Origin of the sequence: Ramlibacter sp., assembly GCF_041916345.1 — a bacterium.
Lineage (GTDB): Bacteria > Pseudomonadota > Gammaproteobacteria > Burkholderiales > Burkholderiaceae_C > Ramlibacter.
In genome coordinates this window covers 25,962-45,104 of sequence record NZ_JAYRZR010000029.1, presented here as the reverse complement: position 1 = coordinate 45,104, position 19,143 = coordinate 25,962, and the positions used below count along the sequence as shown (strand labels likewise).

Sequence of the window (19,143 nt, the reverse complement as noted above, 5' to 3'; positions counted from 1 at the left end):
CGGGCGTCCGGCTTCAGACCACCTTGGCTTCGTTCTTCAGCTTGTCCACCAGCGCCGCGACATCCGGCACCTTCACGCCCGCGCCGCGCTTGGGCGGCTCGGCGACCTTCAGGGTCTTCAGGCGCGGGGCGACATCCACGCCCAGGTCGGCCGGGGTGACGGTGTCCAGCTGCTTCTTCTTCGCCTTCATGATGTTGGGCAGCGTCACGTAGCGCGGCTCGTTCAGGCGCAGGTCGGTGGTGATGACCGCGGGCGCGGCCATGGCCAGCGTCTCCAGGCCGCCATCGACTTCACGCGTGACGCGCACCTGGCCATCGGCCACCTCGACCTTGCTGGCGAAGGTGGCCTGCGGCAGGTCCGCCAGCGCGGCGAGCATCTGGCCGGTCTGGTTGCAGTCGTCGTCGATGGCCTGCTTGCCCAGGATCACGAGACCCGGCTGCTCCTTGTCGACCAGCGCCTTCAGCAGCTTGGCCACGGCCAGCGGCTGCAGCTCCACGTCGGTCTGCACCAGGATGGCCCGGTCGGCGCCGATGGCCATGGCCGTGCGCAGGGTCTCCTGGCACTGCGCGACGCCGCACGACACCGCGATCACCTCGGTGGCGGCGCCCTTTTCCTTCAAGCGCACGGCCTCCTCGACGGCAATCTCGTCGAAGGGGTTCATGCTCATCTTCACGTTGGCGATGTCCACGCCGCTGCCGTCCGACTTGACGCGGACTTTCACGTTGTAGTCCACCACGCGCTTGACGGGGACCAGGATCTTCATCTTCATCTTTGCGTTTGCTTCAGGGATCAGGAAACGGCACCCGAGCCGTATTTGCCGACCAGCAGGGCGCCGGTGTCGAAACGGGCGATGGAGTACGGCTGCAGCGAGACGTCGGGCGTCATGCCCAGGGCCTCCTGTGCCAGTACGCGGCCCACGGTCGGAGAAAGCTTGAAGCCATGGCCTGAGAAGCCATAGCCCATGACGAGCCCCTGTACCCCCGGGAGCCGGCCGAGCACGGGGTTCCAGTCCGGCGTGACGTCATAGACGCCCGTCCAGGACGATGCGAGGCCCGCGGTCTCATAAGCCGGGAATCGCGTCGCCACCTGGGCGCCGACCTCGGCGACGTAGTCCAGCGGAATGTCGCCCTGTTCCGTCTGCGAGTTCGACAGTTTCTCGCCGACCAGTCCTTCGCTCACCAGCATCTGCCGTCCGCCATAACTGCGGCAATAAAGCATGCCGGGGGACGAAAGATCCTTGAAGACCGGCATGTCGAACGTGTATGGTGCCTCGGCGCACTCCAGTGCCAGGACGGCGTGTCGCTCGGGGACGACGGGCATTGCGTGGCTGACCCATGCGGCGAGTTCGGGCGTCCAGATGTTCTGGGTGCTGACCACGGTGTCGCATGCGAAGTCGCCTGCTGTTGTCGAGACGCCCACCACCCGGCCGCCTTCCAGCACCAGGCGGTTCACGGTCACGCCCTCCTTGACCTTGACGCCGCGTCGACGCGCACCTTTGGCGAAACTGGTGGCCACCATGTAGGCATCGGCGAAGCCGGCGTCCGGCTCGAACCCGATCAGCGCGGCATCATCGAACGAGGCGATGGGCAGCAATCTGGTGGCCTGAGCCCGATCCAGGTACTCAAGCCGGACGCCCTGGCTCTCCTGTTGCTTCAGCGATGCTCGCAGAGGCTCCAGCTTGTCGTCGTCCGCGGCGCTGATGAGGTAACCGCACTTCACCAGGCCGCACGACGCCTCATCGTCATCCAGATACTCCGCGAACCGATTGAAGACATCCCACGAGCGGCGAGCCAGCTCCACGTTCTCGCGCACGGAGTAGTGCGTGCGGAGGATGCCTGATGACTGAGAGGTCGTTCCGGAGCCGACCAGATCGCGCTCGATGAGAAGAACGCTGCCAGCGCCCAGCGCTGCGAGGTGAAAGGCGACGGAGGAACCGATCACACCACCGCCGATGACGATCACATCGAATTTTTCCAAGGGACTCTCCTGCAAGGTGCAGGGAGTGTTGGTGCGCTGGTGCTGCGTGCCGCGGAGCATAAGCAAAACCAATACTCTGCAAAAACGCGGTGCCGGGAAGTCGCGCCGCGGCCAGACCGCCTAATACTTAGCATCAGTCGGACGTATGAACGAACCGGCTTGAAGTGGCGGTCCCTACGATGCGTCACGAACCTGAAACAAGCTCAGCACAAACCCCATGACGAGACCAGCGCGTTACCGCGGCATTTTCACCGCCACCTGCACCCCGATCGATGCGACGGGCCGCGTGGTGGCGTCGGTGGCGCGAGCCCATGTCGAGGCCCAGCTGGCCAGCGGCATCACGGGCCTACTGCCGATCGGTGGCACGGGCGAGTTCACCGCGCTGGATGACGCGCAGCGGATCGCGATGCTCGAGGTCACCGTGGAGGCGGCTGCTGGTCGCGTGCCCGTCGTCGCGAGCGTTCTTCATCCGGGCCTGCAGGACACCATCCGCGCTGCGCGTGACTACCTGCGCGCCGGCGCGGACTCGGTGATGATCGTCACGCCTTTCTATTCCCGGCCCACCCAGCAAGGCATGGTGGACTACTTCCGACGGGTGAGCGACGCTGTCGATGGTGACATGGTCCTCTATGAGATCCCCTACCGGACGGGTGTCTCGCTGCTGCCCGAAACGGTGGAGAGGATCGTCTCCCAGACCCGCACGGTGGCCATGAAGGCCTGCAATCCGGATCTTCACCAGCAGATGCGTGTCGCGCAGGCCGTTGGCAACCGGATCGCCATCCTGAGCGGCGAGGAGAGTGTGTTCCCACTCCACGTCGCGATGGGTGCCGTGGGCGGCATGCTGGCCAGTTCCAATCTGCTGCCGCGCGCCTGGTGCCAGATCTTCAGCCTCGCCGAGCGGGGTGATCTCACGGCTGCCATGGCGCTGCATGCTCGCCTTCAGCCGATCATCGAAGCGCTCTACAGCGAACCCAATCCCGGGCCGATCAAGGCAGCACTGCGCCTGCTCGACCTGGATCACGGCGCCGTGATCGAACCCTTGGTCCCCGCCAGCGATGCATGCGTCGAGCAGTTGCGCCAGGTCCTTAAGAACGCGCTGGACATCGAGCGCGGCCTTGCTTCCACCCTTTCCCCCCACAGCCCCTGAACAGGAGAACCCATGTCGAACCAGCCCATCCAGAATCGTGAGCGCCGCAGGGTGCTCCAAGCCATCAGCGGTGGTGCCGCCCTTGCGGTGGCAGCACCTTTCGTCATCACCCCGGGGCGCGCCCGGGCTCAGAGCGGCGGCAAGATGGTGCTCGTCAGCTATGGCGGCTCCTACCGGACCTCGGTGGAGACCGCGCTGGTCAAGCCGTTCGAGAAGGAGTTCGGCGTGCAGGTCACCGTGATCGACACGCCGGATCTGGCCAAGGTGAAGGCCCAGCAGATGACGGGCAATATCGAATGGGACGTCTTCGATGCCGTCGGTGCGCCTGGCGCCCAGGGTTCCAAGGCCGGCTACTGGGAGCCGCTTGACCCCGCGATGTTCGACGCCAAGGACATTGTCGGCGGACTCAAGAAGGACCTGGTGCCGTTCTACATGTTTGCCGGTGGCGTGGGCTGGGACCCGGCCCGGTTCGGCCCCGGCAAGGCGCCGCGCAACTTCGCCGAATACTGGGATGTGAAGAAGTTCCCCGGCATGCGGACCCTGCGCAACCGCCCCAGCGAGACGCTCGAGGCGGCCCTGCTCGCGGATGGCGTCAAGCCCAAGGATCTCTACCCGCTGGATCTCGACCGGGCGTTCAAGGCGCTTGAGCGCATCAAGCCGCACATCGGCCAATGGGTCACGGAGACGCCCCAGGCCATCACGCTGCTGGAGCGTGGCGAGGTGAACTTCAGCTACGTCTATGCATCCCGCGTCCGCACGCAGACTGGCGGCAAGTACGCGTTCAGCTTCGACCAGGCCTTGCTCGGCACGGAGTACCTCGCCGTTCTGAAGGGTGCACCGAACAAGGCCAACGCGATGAAGTTCGTGCAGTTCGCGATGCGTCCGGACCGGCAGGCCGCGCTCATGACGCTGCTGGGCAACATCCCCACCAGCCGCAAGGCGCTGCCGCTGGTGGCCGAAGACGCGCGCAAGTGGATGGGCAACGTCGACAACCCCAACAACGCCATCCTGAACGACGAGTACTGGGCCGACAAGTTCGACTCGGTCGGTCGCCGCTTCAAGGAATGGGTGCTGGCCTGACATGACCGCGAAGCCAGGGCGTGAAGCCTTCATCTACCTCGGCCCGGCGCTGCTGCTGGCCGTGCTGGTGGTGCTCGCGCCGCTGGCATTCGTGCTCTATACCAGTCTGTTCGTCCAGGGCTCGTTCAGCCTGGAGGCCTACAAGAGCCTCTGGGAGAGCGCGCTGTTCCGGCGCGCCCTGGTCACCACGTTCGAGATCAGTGCCATGGGCGCCGTGCTCAGCTTGTTGCTGGGCTATCCCGTGGCGTTGCACCTGAGTCGCCTGGCGCCGCGCCCCAGGGCCTTCTGCATGATCCTCGTGCTGGTGCCCTTCTGGACCAGCATTCTCGTCAAGAGCTATGCGTTCACGGTGCTGCTCGGCAAGGAGGGCGTCGTCAACTCGGTGCTCGTCTGGGCCTTCGGGTCAGGTGCCCAGATCCCGATGTTGTTCAACCGGGCTGGCGTGATGATCGGCATGACGAACTACCTGATTCCGTTCGTGGTCTTTCCCGTGCTGGCCAGCCTGCTGGCGATCGATCGATCAATCTATCGGGCGGTGGAGATCATGGGCGCCAAGCCGCCCACCGTGTTCTGGAAGGTGACGCTGCCGCTCAGCATGCCCGGCGTGGCATCCGCGCTCATCAGCACCTTCGTCATGGCCACAGGCTTCTTCGTCATCCCGGCACTGCTGGGTGGGCGAAAGGACCTGATGCTGGCCAACCTCGTGGACTTCTACACCCGGGAAACGCTGGACTGGAACATGGCTGCCGCGATCGGCGTCATCCTGCTGGCCATCGTCACGTTGTTCGCCGGGACCGCCATGCAGCTGCAGAAGATGCGCGGATCCGCGCGAGGAGTCTGACGATGGAAGAAGCACTCCGCAACGACAAGCTCACGCGGCGCTGGCGCCTGGTGGGTCTGATCCTGGCGATCGCCGTCTATGCGTACCTGGTCGTCCCCAGCCTGATCGTGATCCCGATCTCGTTTGGCGGGCCTGGAGGCGACCTCAGCTTTCCGCCCAAGACGCTCTCGCTGCAGCTCTATCACGAGCTCTTCACCACCGCCACCTGGATGGCCCCCGTGCTGCAGAGCCTGAAGATCGCCGCGATCGTCTGCGTCCTCGTGACCGTCGTATCGGTGCCGGCGGCGTATGCGCTCGTGCGCTTCGAGTTCCCGGGGAAGCAGCTCGCGACGGGTCTGATGATGAGTCCGGTGCTGGTGCCCGTCATCGTGCTCGCCCTCGGCATGTATCTGTACTTCTCGCGCCTGGGCTCCACGGGAACGACGCTCGCCCTGGTGCTGGGCCATGCGGTCTATGTCATTCCGTTCGTGGTCGTCACGATCGGCGCAGGTATCCGTCAGCTGGATCCGGCGATCGAGTTCGCCGCCACCATGATGGGTGCGTCGCGGTTCACGCTCTTCTTCCGTGTGGTGCTGCCGCAGCTGGTGCCTTCCATCGTCGCAGGCGCCTTGTTCGCCTTCCTTATCTCGTTCGATGAGGTCGTGATCGCCTGGTTCCTGTCGAGTGCCCAGACCACGACGCTGCCTGTGCGCATGTACAGCAGCATCCATTGGGGTGTCTCCCCGGTGATCGCTGCGGTCTCCACGTTGCTGACCGTGATGTCGTTTCTCGTCTGCCTCGTTTCCGTGCTGCTGCAGCCCCGGACCGCCCGCGAGGGCGCCCCCGATGTCCCCACGGCCAACAGCCCCCAACTCAACCCCACCTGACATGACTTCACACGACGAATCCATTGAATCCCTGCGCGAGCGCGTGGCGCTGTCCACCCAGTTTGGGTGGCTGGTGGTCAGCGCGGTCACGGCCACGCTGTATCGAGAGAAGGGCGAGCAGGCGCTGAACGACGTCTGGCGTTCGCTGATGTCGGCTGAACAGACCATCCGATTCCGTGACGCGCTCGTGAAGCTCGGCATCGAGAACGATCCGCCTGCCGTGGCAGCTGCCAAGTACCACTACTTCAGCAACTCGATCGGTGGCCTCACCATGCAGATCATCGAGGAGTCGCCGAGGAAGGCCTGGATCCGCTACATGCCGCCATGGGGGAGTTTTCCGGGGATTGCAGCCATGGCTGTGCCCAGCTCAGTTCGGCGGACCATCCTCTCGACCTGGCACCCGCGAAACGGCGAGCTGCTGGGCTGCCCGCGTCTCCGCTGGGTGGCTACGAAGTTCGTGGCCGAGGGAAATCCCTACGACGAAGGCTACTTCGAGGAGTGCGACCATGACCTGGCGCCGACGGAGCGAATGGCCATCATCCCGGTGACCCGAAGCCCGGAGTTCGACCCTGCCACCGCACCGAAGCTCGATCCGAAGGCATGGCCCGAGGCGCGTGTGCTCAAGGGCAGTCACAACTACGCGGCTGACTATGCGCTGCACTCGATCGAGGCGGTGATTCGTCTCTTCGGAGAGCAGACGGCAACCCACATCGTTCGGATGGCGATGCGGTTCCTCGCGGTGCAGTTCACCGGGCAGCTTGCCAGGCAGACCGGATGTGTGGACAAGACACCCCATGCGGTAGCGCAGATGACTGCGGCGATCCTGCGCTCATTCCGCAACGAGGTCGAGTTGGCCAGGAGGTCGGACGCGGTCACCGAACTATCCTTCCGGCAGTTCACGCCCTTCATGCCGATCGCCACCGAGGAGATGCGCGCTGCGCTGTTCGCCTTCTTCGAGATGGCCACCCGGGTCACCAGCGGGCGCTTCACCGCCCAGCGCACTTTCGATGCCGGCAAGGGTGTGGAGGTGTGGCGCTTCCAGGACCACCAGCGATGGATGCAGTGACGCCACCGCCCGGGGAGACGAACTACTTCTCCCCGTCTGACAACGTGCACAAGCTGTTGGCGGAGTGCGCACGAGCGCGTCCCGCACACGTCTATTGCAAGGCCGAAGGGGTGGAGGTCACCTATGCCGACCTTGCCGAGCGAGTGCGGGTCGCCAGCGGCATTCTCCATGCGCAGGGCCTGCGCGAGGGCATGCACGTGGCCGTGGTGCTGTCCCATCACCTCGACCATGTCATCACCTTCTTTGCGATCATGCAGATCGGCGCGGTACACGTGCCGATCAACACCGCGCTCAGGGGCATGGGCCTCGCGCACATCTTCGAGCACGCACATCCTGGCTTCCTGATCGCCGACGCCATCTATCGCGACCAGCTGCGGGAGGTGATCGACTTGCGCGGCGAGGCCATGCAGACGCTCTGGCGTGAACCTGCGATCGATGCCGGGCAGATGGACAGCGTGCTCTACGCCATCCCCGCTGCGCAGGATGCACCCGTCGCGGAACAGTCTGACACCCGGATCCGGCAGATCCTGTACACCTCCGGCACCACCGGCGCCGCGAAGGGGGTGGTGATGCCTGACCGGATGATCCGTGCGGCTGCGCTCGGCTCGATCTGGATAGGGCGCATTGCGCCGGGCAGCGTTCTGCATTTCTGGGATCCGATCTATCACGTCTTCGGCACGGAAGTGCTCGTGCTCGCGCTGATGGTGCCGGTCACGCTCGTGATGGTCCCCCGGTTCAGCGCCTCCAGGCTGTGGGACGAGGCGAGGGCTGGCGGGGTGACGCACATCCACTTCGTGGGCGGCGTCCTGCAACTGCTGATGAAGCAGCCGCCTTCGCCGGATGACCGGTCGCACGGCGTGAAGATCGCGTGGGGCGGCGGTGCGCCAGTGGAGATCTGGCGCGGCTTCGAGGAGCGATTCGGAGTGCGGATCCACGAAGGCTATGGCATGACGGAGACGTCCAGCTTCAGCACCATCAACCCGGAAGGCAAGCTCGGCTCCATCGGGACCGCTGTTCCGTACTTCGAAGTCCAGCTCGTGGACGACGCGGGTCGCCAGCCCGCCGTCGGGGAGCCGGGCGAGATCCGCGTGCGCGGACGCGAGCCGGGCGTGCTGGTCTCGCGCTACTACAACAACCCCGAGGCAACGGCCGCCGCGCTGCGCGACGGATGGCTCTACACGGGTGATCTGGCGACTCAGGATGCCGATGGCCACTTCCGGTTCCTTGGCCGCAAGAAGGACAGTCTTCGCCGTCGGGGCGAGAACGTCTCGGCCTGGGAGGTCGAGCGCGTCTTCAGCCAGCATCCTGGCGTGGAGGAATGCGCGCTCGTCGGTGTACGCAACGAGTTCGCCGACGAGGACCTGAAGCTGTTTGTCAAGCGGCGCGATCCGGCACTGACCGAGGCCGACCTGGTCACATGGGCGGAACCCCGCATGGCCGCCTTCCAGGTGCCGCGGTTCGTGAAGTTCGTGGAAGGCTTCCAGAAGACGCCGACCGAACGCATCCAGAAGCAGCATCTGTCGAAGGCAATCGACGACTGCTGGGACAGGGGGAAGTGACATGATCCAGGCCACCACCATGGCGCTCAGGACGACGTTGGAGGGTTCGGCTTCGCCGGGCCATGCAGACGGCGCCGGCGCGGAGCACAAGATGACCCATCCTTTTCGGAACGGCACCGACGTGGCCGTCCAGTTCGTTGGTGTGAGCAAGCGCTACGGCGAGTCCACCGTTCTGCACCAGCTCGACCTGAGCGTCCGAAGGGGCGAGTTCCTCACCCTCCTCGGTCCAAGCGGCTCGGGCAAGAGCACGATCCTCAATCTCATCGCTGGCGCGATATCTCCGACCACGGGGCGGGTGTTCCTGGATGGCGTGGATGTCACCGACAAGCCCTCGCGCGAGCGCGGACTCGGCATGGTGTTCCAGAACTACGCGCTCATGCCCCACATGACCGTCTTCGAGAACGTCGCCTTCCCGCTCAAGGTACGCAACTGGTCGGCTGACCAGATCCGTGCGCAGGTGGCCGCCACGCTGGACAAGGTGGGTCTGGCGAAGTTCGCGCAGCGCAAGCCGAAAGAGCTGTCGGGCGGTCAACAGCAGCGGGTGTCGATCGCGCGCTGCCTGGTCTACTCACCGTCGATCATCCTCATGGATGAACCCCTGGGCGCCCTCGACAAGAAGCTGCGTGATCAGTTGCAGGGTGAGATCAAGAGCCTGCACCGGGACATCGGCACCACCCTCATCTATGTCACGCACGACCAGGAGGAGGCCCTCAACCTGTCGGACACCATCTGTCTGATGAACCATGGCCGGGTGGAGCATCTCGGAACGCCATCGCAGCTGTACTTCGAACCGGCCAATCGGTTCACGGCCGACTTCGTGGGCGAGTCCAATATCCTCGCCGGCACGCTGCTGGAGGCCGGCGTCGTCCAGACGGGTGCCGGCACGGCTCTGCAGGTGCACAGTCGGCATCCGCAGCCGGGGGCCAAGGTGGAAGTGCTGATTCGTCCGGAGAATATCCGTGTGCTGACGCCCGGTGAGGCCACCAACGAAGAGAACGTGGTGGATGGTGAAGTGACCCAGCTGTCGTTCGTGGGGGGCCGCACGCGCGTTGAAGTGCTCGCCGCCGGGGAGCGGCTGCTGGCCTCGCGCATCTCGTCGCGCGAAGAGTCCGGCATCCAGCCGGGCCGGAAGGTGCGCCTGGCGTGGTCGAAGGCCAACTCGGTGGTGCTGGATTGACGGCCGCGGATCTCAAGGCCCTGCTGGGCGATCGCGCGGTGCTGACTGGCGAGGCAGACCAGCAGCGGTACCTGCATGACTGGCGCGACCGCCACCATGGCCGTGCGGCCTGCATCGTCCTGCCACAGTCGGTAGCCGAAGTGTCAGCCGTGCTGGCGTACTGCCATGAGAATGGGGTTCCGGTCTTCCCGCAGGGCGGCAACACCAGCGTTTGCGGCGGGTCGGTTCCCTCCGCCGATGGTCTTGGCGTTGTGATGAGCCTGGAGAGGCTGCGCCGGATTCGCGAAGTGAACCCCGCGAACAACTCGATGACGGTGGAGGCGGGTTGCGTGCTCGCGACCGTTCAGGAGGCCGCGCGCGCGGTGGATCGATACTTCCCACTCAGCCTGGGTGCCGAGGGTTCCTGTCAGATAGGCGGCAACCTCGCCACCAACGCCGGCGGGACCGGCGTCGTGCGCTACGGGAACATGCGCGATCTCGTCCTTGGCATCGAGGCGGTGCTGCCGGATGGCCGCGTGTGGAACGGCTTGCGCACGCTGCGCAAGGACAACAGCGGCTACGACTTGAAGAACCTCTTCATTGGCGCCGAAGGCACGCTGGGTGTCATCACCGCCGCAGCGTTGAAGCTGTACCCGCTGGCGCCCACGACCGTCACGGCGATGTTCTCGCTGAACCACGTGGAGGACGCCGTGGCACTCGGCGGGCGCCTTCAGAAGCGCTTTCCAGGCGAGCTGGTCGCGCTCGAGCTGATGTCTCTCTCGGAGACCGAGATCGTCTTGCGGCACATCCCCGGCAGCGCTTGTCCGCTGGGTGATCGCGGCCAATGGCAGCTGATCGTCGAGCTGACCGCGTCGGCGCCTGCTGAACAGGTGACCGACGAGCTGAGTGCCTGCGTCGAGGGCGCCGTCCAGGATGGCACGGTGCGCGATGCCGTCATTGCCACCAGCGAGAAGCAGCGACAGGCCATCTGGCACCTGCGGCACAACGTGACGGAAGCGAACAAGCGCGAGGGGATGGGCCTCACGCACGATATCGCGGTGCCCGTCTATCGCATCCCGGACTTCGTCAACCAGGCAGGTGCGATGGTGGCGCGGGCGCACCCGGGAACCACCGTGGTCATCGTCGGGCACATCGGCGATGGCAATCTCCACTACATCGTCATGGTGCCGCACGCTCAGTGGGAGGCCACCGAAGACAAGGCCGGCTGGCAGACAAGGCTGGCACAGGACCTGTATGACATCGCCATCCCCATGGGTGGCACCTTCAGTGCCGAGCATGGCATTGGGAGCCTGCACCTGCACGAGATGGCGAAGTACAAGGATCCGGTGGAGCTGGGCCTGATGTGGCAGGTCAAGCGCATGCTGGATCCACGCGGCATCATGAATCCTGGGCGGGTGCTGCCCCCCGTCGATTGAGGTCATGCCGCTTGCGACCGTGAGCGACTGGCGTGCCGCCGCACGCCGACGACTTCCGCGCTTCGCCTTTGACTACCTGGAGGGTGGCGCCGAAGATGGCCGCGCGATGGCCCGCAACGAGTCTGCGTTCGGCCGGATCGGCTTTGTGCCGCGGTCACTGGTGGACGTGGCGAATGTCGATATGACCGCCACGCTGTACGGTCAGCAACTCGCCATGCCCGTGGCGGTAGGTCCGACGGGCCTGAACGGCCTTTATCGGCCGCAAGCCGAGGAGAAGCTGGCCCGCGCCGCCGGGCGCGCCGGCCTCCCGTTTGTGCTCTCCACGGCCTCCACATCGCGCATCGAGTCCGTTCGTGCAGCAGCATGCGGCCCGCTGTGGCTCCAGCTCTATGTGCAGAACGACCGGCGGATCGCCGAGCGCTGGATGGCCAAGGCACGCTCTTGTGGCTTCAGCGTGCTGCTGATCACGGTGGACACGCCCGTGGCAGGTACGCGTGACCACTATCGACGCAATGGCTTCACGTTGCCGCTGCGCTGGACGCCTCGGCTCCTGCTCGACATTGCCCGGCACCCCCGCTGGTGCCTCTCTACAGGCGTGCACGGGATGCCGCAGATGGTGAACCTCGCTGACTGCAGCGAGCAGCGGGCCGACATCACTACCCAGGCCGCCACGATGGCGCAGGAGATGAACCGATCCCTGACCTGGACCGATCTGGCCTGGCTTCGCCGTCACTGGAACGGCCCGGTCGTGGTAAAGGGCATCGGGTGCGTCGACGATGCCAGGCTGGCCCGGCAATACGGTGCAGACGGCATCGTCCTGTCCAACCACGGCGGCCGCCAACTCGAAGATGCGCCGACGGCCATCGAGCTGCTTGCCGCAGTCGTGGATGCAGTGGGTGGGAGCATGCCGGTCCTGATGGACGGCGGCATCCGGCGCGGCAGCGCGGTCGCCAAGGCAGTGGCCCTTGGCGCCTCCGGGGTCCTGCTGGGCAGGGCGCCGCTCTATGGCCTGGCGGCAGGTGACGAAGCGGGCGCGGAAGAGGTGCTTGCCATCCTGCGTCGCGAACTGGAGGTCACGTTGCGGCTGCTCGGCCGGCCGGTGTTGCGTGAACTGGGTCGTTCAGATGTGACGCGCATCTGAACGACCCGTGGCCTGCTTCAATAGCCGGTGAAACGCCAGGGCCCTTGCGGCAGGTAGCTTTCCTTGATGACGCGCGGCGAGGTCCAGCGCAGGAGGTTCATCCACGAGCCGGCCTTGTCATTGGTCCCACTGGCACGGCCGCCACCGAACGGTTGCTGGCCGACCACGGCGCCTGTGGGTTTCGTGTTGATGTAGAGGTTGCCGGCGGCATTGCGCAGCACCCCTTCCGCCTGCAGCAGCGCGTGCCGGTCGACGCAGAAGACCGAACCGGTCAGCGCATAGTCGCTGGTCTCGTCGACCAGGCGCAGCGTTTCTTCCCATTCGGCATCCGCGTACACGAACACGGACAGGACAGGTCCGAACAGTTCGTCACGCATCAGGGCGTGACGGGGATCGGTCACCTCGATCACGGTGGGCTCGATGAACCAGCCCGGATCGGTCCAGGTTCGGCCACCATGAATCAACGTGGCTTGCGGGTCTTCCTTGGCGCCTGCGATGCGACCCGCGAGGCGCGAATGCGACGCACCGTCGATGACGGCGCCCATGAAGGTCTCCGGCAACGCGACGTCGCCGATGCGCAGTTCGGCCAGACGCTCCTGGAGTCCAACCTTCACGGCAGGCCAGAGGCTCCTGGGAACGTAGGCGCGTGAGGCCGCGCTGCATTTCTGGCCCTGGTACTCGAAGGCACCGCGGATCAGTGCGGTGACGATCTCCACGGGATCGGCAGAGGGGTGGGCCAGCACGAAATCCTTGCCGCCGGTCTCGCCCACGATGCGCGGCAAGGTGCGATAGGCGTCCACTTTTTCGCCGATGGAGCGCCAGAGCGACTTGAAGACCTGTGAGGAGCCAGTGAAGTGCAGGCCCGCGAAGTCCCTGGACTCCAGCACGACGCGGGTCGCCATGGCCGGGTCCGCGGGGATGAAGTTGATCACCCCCGGCGGCAGTCCCGCCTGCTCCAGGATCTGGAAGAACGTCCAGTTGGCCAAGGCGGACTTCTGCGACGGCTTCCAGACGCTCACATTGCCCATCAGTGCAGGGCCGCAGCACAGGTTGGCCCCGATGGCAGTGAAGTTGAACGGGCTGACCGCGTAGACGAAACCCTCCAGCGGCCGCCAGTCCGTGCGATTCATCGCGCTGGCCACGGTGAGTGGCTGCTGGGCATGAATCTTCTGCGCCTCGAACACGTTGAAGCGCATGAAGTCCATCAGCTCGCCAGCCGCATCGGGCTCGGCCTGGTCCACCGTCTTGCTCTGGCCGAGCATGGTGGCCGCCGTGATCTCGTGCCGGCGGACCTGCCCCACGATCTCGGCCGCCCGCAGGAACACACTGGCGCGCTTGTCGAACGGAAGTGCCGCCCATTCGCGAGCGGCAAGCAGTGAACTCTCAATGGCAGTGCCCACGTCTGCTGCGGAAGGGCGGTGGATGCGCGCCAGCAGGCGCCCGCGGTCATGCGGGGCCCGTACTTCCTCGACGTCGCCGGAGTAGATGCGCTTGCCGCCAATCACGGCAGGGATCTCGGCCACTTCGGTACTCGAAAGGCGCCTGTGCAACTCGGCGCGGCCTTCGGCGTGTGCCCGGTAGTCGAACTCCGGCTCATTGACCGGGCGGGGGAACTGGGGGAGTGCGTTCATGAGACGCATTGTCTGTCCCGTCTCGCCACCGAAGAGCGCCTTAAGCGCCGCTTATTCTTTGGATCAACCCGACTCGGCAGGCGTCCAGAGCACATCCTTCGGCAGTCGCAGTGCGGCTCCTATCTCGGCCGAGAGATGGCGTGCCGAGATGCGAACGAGATCGCGAACCTCGTTCGGCAGCGTGCCCAACTCACCCTGCCGGTAGGCCAGGCAGAAGGTGCGTGTCATCTCTGGATACGGGCGGCCCTGGCGCGAGAAGGAAGCCAGAGGCAGGATGCGCACCTGCGGCAGGAAGTGCCGCGATTGCCAAAGGCACAGCGGCGTGGACAGCGCGAATCCCATGCCGCTCGCGATGAGGCTCAGCAGGGGATCGGTCGCGTCAAATTCGTACGTGCGCTCCAGGGCGTCGCCACTGGCCTGCAGATACTCGTCGATCTGGGCGCCGATGAGCGACCGCGCGCTGTAGCGCATGAACTGCAAGTGGCGGCTGAGGTCGAGCAGGGAGCCCAGGCGGTCGACCTCGAAGGTGGCTGGCAGAACGACGTAGTAGCGCTCGGTGAAGAGCTGGACCCGTGTAATGCCCGGCAATGACTGGACGCTCGTCGTGACCGCGAGGTCGAGCTGCCGGCCCTCAATGGTGGACTCCAGATTGGGTGTGATGCCGGACCACATGCGAATCTGGTGTGACGAGCTGGAAAGCGCCTTGATCAGGGCGGGGCCGATCGTGGCAGCAAACGAGTCCACGCAGCCGAAGCGCACGATCATGCGCTTGGCCCGACTGACATTGCGCACGCTTTCCATCATCTGGTCGGCGCGCGTCAGCAGATCCTTGGCGTTCTCGAACAGCCGCTGCCCGGCTGCAGTGGGCTGCGCCGGCCGCGTGGAGCGGTCAAGAAGGGGCGTTGCGAATACGGTCTCCAGCTGCTTGATGCGCTGCGACACCGCGGCCTGGGAGATGTGCAGCAGACGTGCTGCCTCTGAGACGCTGCCGGTCTCGATGACGGCCACCCAGCTCGCGAGCAGCTCCCAGTCGGGACGTGCGTGCTCGTCGATCAAGTTCATGGGCCGGGCGCTGGATTAGCCGGCGAGTATATCGGCGTGCCGTGACTTGTCGGACGCAGGCAGCAGGAGGAGCCCCTCGAGGGCCCCCTCGATGCACGCGCGCACGGTGTCCGAAGCGCCCTTCGCTAGGTCCTCGCGCCAGCCGAAGGGTGGATGTTCGTCCATGTAGACGGACTGGCACATCTCCAGCTGGACCGCATGGACGCCATCCGCCGGGGTTCCGTACTTTCGTGTGATGAAGCCGCCCTTGAAGCGGCCATTGAGCACCCAGGTGAACGGGCTCGTGCGAGCCGGCTTCAAGGCGCCGGCGATGACCCGCTCATGGCAGCTTTCGCCGTCGGACGTGCCGAAGTTCAGGTCCGGAAGCTTCCCGGCGAACAACCGCGGCAGGAGGCTGGCAATGGAGTGCGCCTCCCATAGCAGCACATGGGCGTGCTCCTTGCGCAGGCGGGTCAGTTCGTGCTGCAGGGCTGCGTGGTAGGGGCGCCAGAAGACCTGTACACGCCTGGCGACCTCGGCGCTGTCGGGCTCCATGCCGGAGCGATACAGGGCCTGGCCACGGAACGTCTCGGATGGGCACAGCGATGTGGTGACCATGCCTGGGTAGAGGGACTCGCCACTCGCCGGACGATTGAGATCGATCACATAGCGGGACACGTTGGCCTGGACCACCGTGGCGTCGAGTTGCCGTGCGAAGGCATACAGGCGGTCGAGGTGCCAGTCCGTGTCGGCGAGCAGCAGCGCATCATCCGTGTAGACGTCTTTCAGATCGTCCGGGATGCGCGTTCCCAGATGCGGAATGGAGATCAGCAGCGGCGCTTGGCCGCGCCGGACTGCAAAGAGCGGGTCGGCTGTCATGTTGCCATCATCGGCGTCGAGGCACGGCCAGGCAGCGGCATCGCATCCCCTTCAAATCAGCATAAGCGCGGACGATGCGACCGGGCGCGCACTGCGATGAGGTAGGGTGCCAGGGTGCCATCGGGCGGCCATCCTGCGCTGGCGATGTCGGCCTGAAGGTCGGCTGCGCCATCAGACACCAGCACGCTGCCCTCGGGCAGCAGGTGGCTGGTCTGTTCGCCGGTCAAGCAGGCCGAGGACCCGCCCACGGCCATCAGGACCAGGGTAGAGCCGGCGAGGCCGGCCAGCCGGAGATGGGGGCCCGTGAGGATGTCCACCGCCGCGATCAAAGGCTCCACCATGACGTTGAACACGGTGGCGGGCTCACCCTGAAGCTGACAGTGCCATGGCACCTCGCCCGTGTAGCTGCAAAGTCGATGGGGCCGCATTGCCAATGTGTGTTCGTTGCGCTGCAGGAGCAGCGCGCCTCCGGCGACGACCACGGAGTGCCGGCGTGTCTGGTCGAACACTGAGAACGGTGCATCACGGGTCACCTGCGCCAGGCTGACCCGCCAGCCCGGGCCTTCAGCCAGCGGCCGCGTGGAGCCGGCACCGTTCTTCCAGGGCTGTGCCGGGATGAGATCGATTGCGAAGAGGGTCGCCATGGGCGGCTAGCTTCCATCAGACCGGCAAGCCTGCGCACAGCATCAGCCGACCTTGTGATCAGGATCACGACGGCCCTGCTCGGTGCCGCCAGCCCGAGGGCACGACTAGGCTGCAGCGCTGTACCGCTGCCAGCTTGCCTCCCATGCGCGCCCTTTGGATGATCGTCGCTTCCCTGTTGTTTGCCCTGATGGGCGTGTGCATCAAGTTCGCGGCCACCAGCTTCAGCAGCGCGGAGATGATCTTCTACCGGGGCGTGATCGGCATGCTCTTCATGTGGGGGTTCGCCCGCATGGAGGGCGTGTCCCTGCGGACGGCAGTGCCCTGGATGCATGCGTGGCGCAGCCTGATCGGTATCATCGCGCTGGGGGCGTGGTTCTATGCCATCGCGTATCTGCCCCTGGCCACGGCGAACGCGCTGAACTACATGAGCAGCATCTGGATCGCCGTCTTCGTGATCGCGGGCGCACTCATGAGCTGGATGCCCGGTCGCCGCCGCGAGGCGCCCGTCCAGGCCAGCCTGCTGCTCAGCGTGATCGCGGGCTTCGCCGGCGTGGCGCTGTTGCTGCGCCCGGAACTGCCGTCCGATCAGCTGTTCGCCGGCCTGATCGGCGTGTTGTCGAGCATTGCCGCGGCGATGGCCTACCTGCAGGTGGCAGCGCTGTCGCGATCCGGCGAGCCGGAGAGCCGCACGGTCTTCTACTTCGGGCTCGGCTGCGCGCTGGGCGGAGGCGCCTGGATGGCCGTGGCAGGCATGTCGCCACTGTCCTGGCCTGCGGCTGCCTGGCTGCTGCCGATCGGGCTGTTGGCGGCCCTGGGGCAATGGTGCATGACGCGGGCCTACTCGGATGCCACCAGCGGGGGCACGGCCATCATCGTGGCGAACCTGCAGTACACAGGCATTCTCTTCTCGGCGCTCCTCGGCGCACTGATCTTCGGCGATGAACTGTCAGCACTCGGTTGGTGCGGCATCGCCTTGATCATTGGAAGTGGCGTTGCATCCACGGCACTGCGTGTCACCTCCGCGCCGCGGAGCCCGGCGGAGGAGCACTGACGCACCGAGGGTCACCACTCAGCCCGGCCCGGCCGGGGCGCCAGGCGCTTGACCGCAGCAGGGTTGCGCGTCGTGGATGGTCAGCACATTGATACTTTCCAACGCGATCTTGGCGGAGGCTGGGTGCGCAGCACGCGGTTGTCGATTCCCGCCATCCCGATTCGTCGTGTAACGTGGGCGGATGGCCGCCCGGCTGACCCCAAGGAGATCCCGATGCGATTCATGGTGATGGTGAAGGCAACCGCCGACAGCGAGGCGGGCGTGATGCCCACGGAAGCGGAGTTCGCCGAGATGGGCGCCTTCAATGAGGCGCTGGTGAAGGCGGGCGTGATGGAGGCGGGCGAGGGTCTGCACCCGAGTTCGCGCGGCGCCCGGGTGGCTTTCTCGGGGCGGGAGCGGCGCGTGATCGACGGGCCTTTCACCGAGACGAAGGAGCTGGTGGCCGGCTTCTGGATCTGGAAGTGCGCGTCGCTGCAGGAGGCCATCGAGTGGGTGAAGAAGTGCCCGAACCCGATGCGCACCGATTCCGAGATCGAGATCCGGCAGATCTATTCGGCAGAGGACTTCGGCGACGCGCTCACGCCCGAGCTGCGCGAGCAGGAGGAGCGCCTGCGCAAGGAAGTTCAGGCGCGTGGCGCTTGAACCGCGGTCTCTTCACGCCCGGTCCCAAGGAGCCCCCAACATGACCCCCACCCTCTGCATCTGGTATGACGGCGCCGCCCTGGAAGCCGCCGAGTTCTATGCGCGCACGTTCCCGGACACCCGGGTCACGGGCGTGTTCCACGCGCCGGCCGACTACCCTTCCGGCCGCCAAGGCGGTGTCCTCACGGTGGCGTTCACGCTGATGGGCCTGTCGTGCATCGGCCTGAACGGCGGGCCGGCCTTCCCCCACACGGAGGCGTTCTCGCTCCAGATTCCCACCGAGGACCAGGCCGAGACCGACCGCCTGTGGGACGCGATCATCGACCACGGCGGGCAAGCCAGCGCCTGCGGCTGGTGCAAGGACAAGTGGGGGCTGAACTGGCAGATCACCCCGCGCGTGCTGACCGAAGGCATCGCCGACCCGGACCCCGTTGTGGCGCGTCGCGTGTTCGAGGCGATGATGCAGATGGGCAAGATCGACATCGCGGCGATCGAGGCGGCGCGGCGGGGCTGAGGGCGCCCGGGCCGCCTGTAAAGAGTATTTATGCGGGCGGCGCGGATGCCGCACAATCCGGCGTGTCCCTCTGCCGCGCCGATCCTTGACCGATAACATCACCAAAGTCCGCCGCGCCAACGCCCTGGCGCTTTACCGAGCCTGGGCACAGGACCGCATGGCCGCCGGCGATGCGGCCAAGGGCCTCGAACAGGCCTTTGCGGCGCTGATCCAGGTGTCGGCCAGCATGTGGTCGCAGATCAAGAAGGACCGGCCCATCAGCGACAAGCTGGCGCGGCAGATCGAGCACCATGCCGCGCGGCCCGCGGGCTGGCTGGACCAGCCGCATGAGGACAGCAGCGTGCCCGATGGCGCGGAGCAGCACTTCCTGGAGGTGGCGCGGGCGGCCTGGCGCGGCGCCAACGCCAAGGGCAAGCGGGATCTGCTGCGGCAGCTGCGGGCGATGGCGGGGGATTCGTCCGCCACCTGAGC

General features: G+C 65.9%; 19 protein-coding genes. 13 read left to right on the top strand and 6 right to left on the bottom strand.

Going from position 1 to position 19,143, the window contains the following annotated elements; genetic code table 11:
* Positions 1-13 precede the first annotated feature (13 nt).
* Positions 14-763, bottom strand: coding sequence for an electron transfer flavoprotein subunit beta/FixA family protein (locus tag ACE3T5_RS10020; RefSeq protein ID WP_374667092.1), 750 nt, complete (start codon positions 761-763; stop codon positions 14-16).
* Positions 764-789: 26 nt separating this feature from the next.
* Positions 790-1,977 carry an NAD(P)/FAD-dependent oxidoreductase gene (locus ACE3T5_RS10015; RefSeq protein WP_374667086.1) on the bottom strand — a complete coding sequence of 396 codons (1,188 nt, stop codon included), beginning with the start codon at positions 1,975-1,977 and terminating at the stop codon, positions 790-792.
* Between the two features lie 217 nt (positions 1,978-2,194).
* On the opposite strand from ACE3T5_RS10015, the gene dapA reads away from it, so the two are divergent.
* The 9 genes from dapA to ACE3T5_RS09970 are packed head-to-tail and all read left to right on the top strand — an operon-like array spanning position 2,195 to position 12,269.
* On the top strand, positions 2,195-3,124 hold the full coding sequence (gene dapA / locus ACE3T5_RS10010; protein ID WP_374667084.1) for a 4-hydroxy-tetrahydrodipicolinate synthase: 930 nt from the start codon (positions 2,195-2,197) through the stop codon (positions 3,122-3,124).
* 12 nt (positions 3,125-3,136) lie between these two features.
* Positions 3,137-4,204: an ABC transporter substrate-binding protein gene (locus ACE3T5_RS10005; protein WP_374667082.1), complete on the top strand. Its 1,068-nt coding sequence runs from the start codon at positions 3,137-3,139 to the stop codon at positions 4,202-4,204.
* Between the two features lies 1 nt (position 4,205).
* Positions 4,206-5,045, top strand: coding sequence for an ABC transporter permease (locus ACE3T5_RS10000; protein ID WP_374667080.1), 840 nt, complete (start codon positions 4,206-4,208; stop codon positions 5,043-5,045).
* Between the two features lie 2 nt (positions 5,046-5,047).
* Positions 5,048-5,911: an ABC transporter permease gene (locus ACE3T5_RS09995; RefSeq protein WP_374667078.1), complete on the top strand. Its 864-nt coding sequence runs from the start codon at positions 5,048-5,050 to the stop codon at positions 5,909-5,911.
* 1 nt (position 5,912) lies between these two features.
* Positions 5,913-6,977, top strand: a complete 1,065-nt coding sequence (locus tag ACE3T5_RS09990) for a hypothetical protein (protein WP_374667076.1) — start codon at positions 5,913-5,915, stop codon at positions 6,975-6,977.
* Positions 6,965-8,536 (top strand): AMP-binding protein, encoded by a 1,572-nt coding sequence (locus ACE3T5_RS09985; protein ID WP_374667074.1) that lies wholly within the window; start codon positions 6,965-6,967, stop codon positions 8,534-8,536. Before ACE3T5_RS09990 ends, ACE3T5_RS09985 begins: the two co-directional genes overlap by 13 nt.
* A 1-nt stretch (position 8,537) precedes the next feature.
* The gene (locus ACE3T5_RS09980) at positions 8,538-9,713 is read left to right on the top strand and encodes an ABC transporter ATP-binding protein (RefSeq protein ID WP_374667072.1); all 1,176 of its coding nucleotides are present in this window, start codon (positions 8,538-8,540) and stop codon (positions 9,711-9,713) included.
* Positions 9,680-11,128 (top strand): FAD-binding oxidoreductase, encoded by a 1,449-nt coding sequence (locus ACE3T5_RS09975; RefSeq protein WP_374667070.1) that lies wholly within the window; start codon positions 9,680-9,682, stop codon positions 11,126-11,128. The genes ACE3T5_RS09980 and ACE3T5_RS09975 overlap by 34 nt, the downstream gene beginning before the upstream one ends.
* A gap of 4 nt (positions 11,129-11,132) precedes the next feature.
* Positions 11,133-12,269, top strand: coding sequence for an alpha-hydroxy acid oxidase (locus ACE3T5_RS09970; RefSeq protein WP_374667068.1), 1,137 nt, complete (start codon positions 11,133-11,135; stop codon positions 12,267-12,269).
* A gap of 17 nt (positions 12,270-12,286) precedes the next feature.
* Here the strand turns inward: ACE3T5_RS09970 and pruA are convergent, their stop codons facing one another.
* From pruA to ACE3T5_RS09950, 4 genes are all read right to left on the bottom strand, one after another.
* A complete protein-coding gene (gene pruA, locus ACE3T5_RS09965; protein ID WP_374667066.1) occupies positions 12,287-13,900 on the bottom strand; it encodes an L-glutamate gamma-semialdehyde dehydrogenase in 1,614 nt (537 codons plus the stop codon).
* A 63-nt stretch (positions 13,901-13,963) separates the two neighbouring features.
* Positions 13,964-14,962 carry a LysR family transcriptional regulator gene (locus tag ACE3T5_RS09960; protein ID WP_374667064.1) on the bottom strand — a complete coding sequence of 333 codons (999 nt, stop codon included), beginning with the start codon at positions 14,960-14,962 and terminating at the stop codon, positions 13,964-13,966.
* Between the two features lie 15 nt (positions 14,963-14,977).
* Complete coding sequence (gene hutG, locus ACE3T5_RS09955; protein WP_374667061.1) at positions 14,978-15,820, bottom strand: N-formylglutamate deformylase; 843 nt, start codon at positions 15,818-15,820, stop codon at positions 14,978-14,980.
* Between the two features lie 56 nt (positions 15,821-15,876).
* The gene (locus ACE3T5_RS09950) at positions 15,877-16,464 is read right to left on the bottom strand and encodes a HutD family protein (RefSeq protein WP_374667059.1); all 588 of its coding nucleotides are present in this window, start codon (positions 16,462-16,464) and stop codon (positions 15,877-15,879) included.
* A gap of 143 nt (positions 16,465-16,607) precedes the next feature.
* Between ACE3T5_RS09950 and ACE3T5_RS09945 the strand changes: the two genes are divergently transcribed.
* The 4 genes from ACE3T5_RS09945 (at position 16,608) to ACE3T5_RS09930 (ending at position 19,141) form a co-directional block, all read left to right on the top strand.
* A complete protein-coding gene (locus tag ACE3T5_RS09945) occupies positions 16,608-17,516 on the top strand; it encodes a DMT family transporter (protein ID WP_374667090.1) in 909 nt (302 codons plus the stop codon).
* A gap of 213 nt (positions 17,517-17,729) precedes the next feature.
* Positions 17,730-18,158, top strand: coding sequence for a YciI family protein (locus ACE3T5_RS09940; protein WP_374667057.1), 429 nt, complete (start codon positions 17,730-17,732; stop codon positions 18,156-18,158).
* Positions 18,159-18,198: 40 nt separating this feature from the next.
* Complete coding sequence (locus ACE3T5_RS09935) at positions 18,199-18,672, top strand: VOC family protein (protein ID WP_374667055.1); 474 nt, start codon at positions 18,199-18,201, stop codon at positions 18,670-18,672.
* An 85-nt stretch (positions 18,673-18,757) separates the two neighbouring features.
* Positions 18,758-19,141 carry a hypothetical protein gene (locus ACE3T5_RS09930; RefSeq protein ID WP_374667052.1) on the top strand — a complete coding sequence of 128 codons (384 nt, stop codon included), beginning with the start codon at positions 18,758-18,760 and terminating at the stop codon, positions 19,139-19,141.
* The last annotated feature ends 2 nt before the right edge of the window (positions 19,142-19,143 follow it).

Bases quoted from the DNA above. Each gene is read 5' to 3' on its own strand.
- ACE3T5_RS10020 (WP_374667092.1), bottom strand. From the start codon at position 763: ATGAAGATCCTGGTCCCCGTCAAGCGCGTGGTGGACTACAACGTGAAA.
- dapA (WP_374667084.1), top strand. From the start codon at position 2,195: ATGACGAGACCAGCGCGTTACCGCGGCATTTTCACCGCCACCTGCACC.
- ACE3T5_RS10005 (WP_374667082.1), top strand. From the start codon at position 3,137: ATGTCGAACCAGCCCATCCAGAATCGTGAGCGCCGCAGGGTGCTCCAA.
- ACE3T5_RS10000 (WP_374667080.1), top strand. From the start codon at position 4,206: ATGACCGCGAAGCCAGGGCGTGAAGCCTTCATCTACCTCGGCCCGGCG.
- ACE3T5_RS09995 (WP_374667078.1), top strand. From the start codon at position 5,048: ATGGAAGAAGCACTCCGCAACGACAAGCTCACGCGGCGCTGGCGCCTG.
- ACE3T5_RS09990 (WP_374667076.1), top strand. From the start codon at position 5,913: ATGACTTCACACGACGAATCCATTGAATCCCTGCGCGAGCGCGTGGCG.
- ACE3T5_RS09985 (WP_374667074.1), top strand. From the start codon at position 6,965: ATGGATGCAGTGACGCCACCGCCCGGGGAGACGAACTACTTCTCCCCG.
- ACE3T5_RS09980 (WP_374667072.1), top strand. From the start codon at position 8,538: ATGATCCAGGCCACCACCATGGCGCTCAGGACGACGTTGGAGGGTTCG.
- ACE3T5_RS09970 (WP_374667068.1), top strand. From the start codon at position 11,133: ATGCCGCTTGCGACCGTGAGCGACTGGCGTGCCGCCGCACGCCGACGA.
- pruA (WP_374667066.1), bottom strand. From the start codon at position 13,900: ATGAACGCACTCCCCCAGTTCCCCCGCCCGGTCAATGAGCCGGAGTTC.
- ACE3T5_RS09960 (WP_374667064.1), bottom strand. From the start codon at position 14,962: ATGAACTTGATCGACGAGCACGCACGTCCCGACTGGGAGCTGCTCGCG.
- hutG (WP_374667061.1), bottom strand. From the start codon at position 15,820: ATGACAGCCGACCCGCTCTTTGCAGTCCGGCGCGGCCAAGCGCCGCTG.
- ACE3T5_RS09950 (WP_374667059.1), bottom strand. From the start codon at position 16,464: ATGGCGACCCTCTTCGCAATCGATCTCATCCCGGCACAGCCCTGGAAG.
- ACE3T5_RS09945 (WP_374667090.1), top strand. From the start codon at position 16,608: ATGCGCGCCCTTTGGATGATCGTCGCTTCCCTGTTGTTTGCCCTGATG.
- ACE3T5_RS09940 (WP_374667057.1), top strand. From the start codon at position 17,730: ATGCGATTCATGGTGATGGTGAAGGCAACCGCCGACAGCGAGGCGGGC.
- ACE3T5_RS09935 (WP_374667055.1), top strand. From the start codon at position 18,199: ATGACCCCCACCCTCTGCATCTGGTATGACGGCGCCGCCCTGGAAGCC.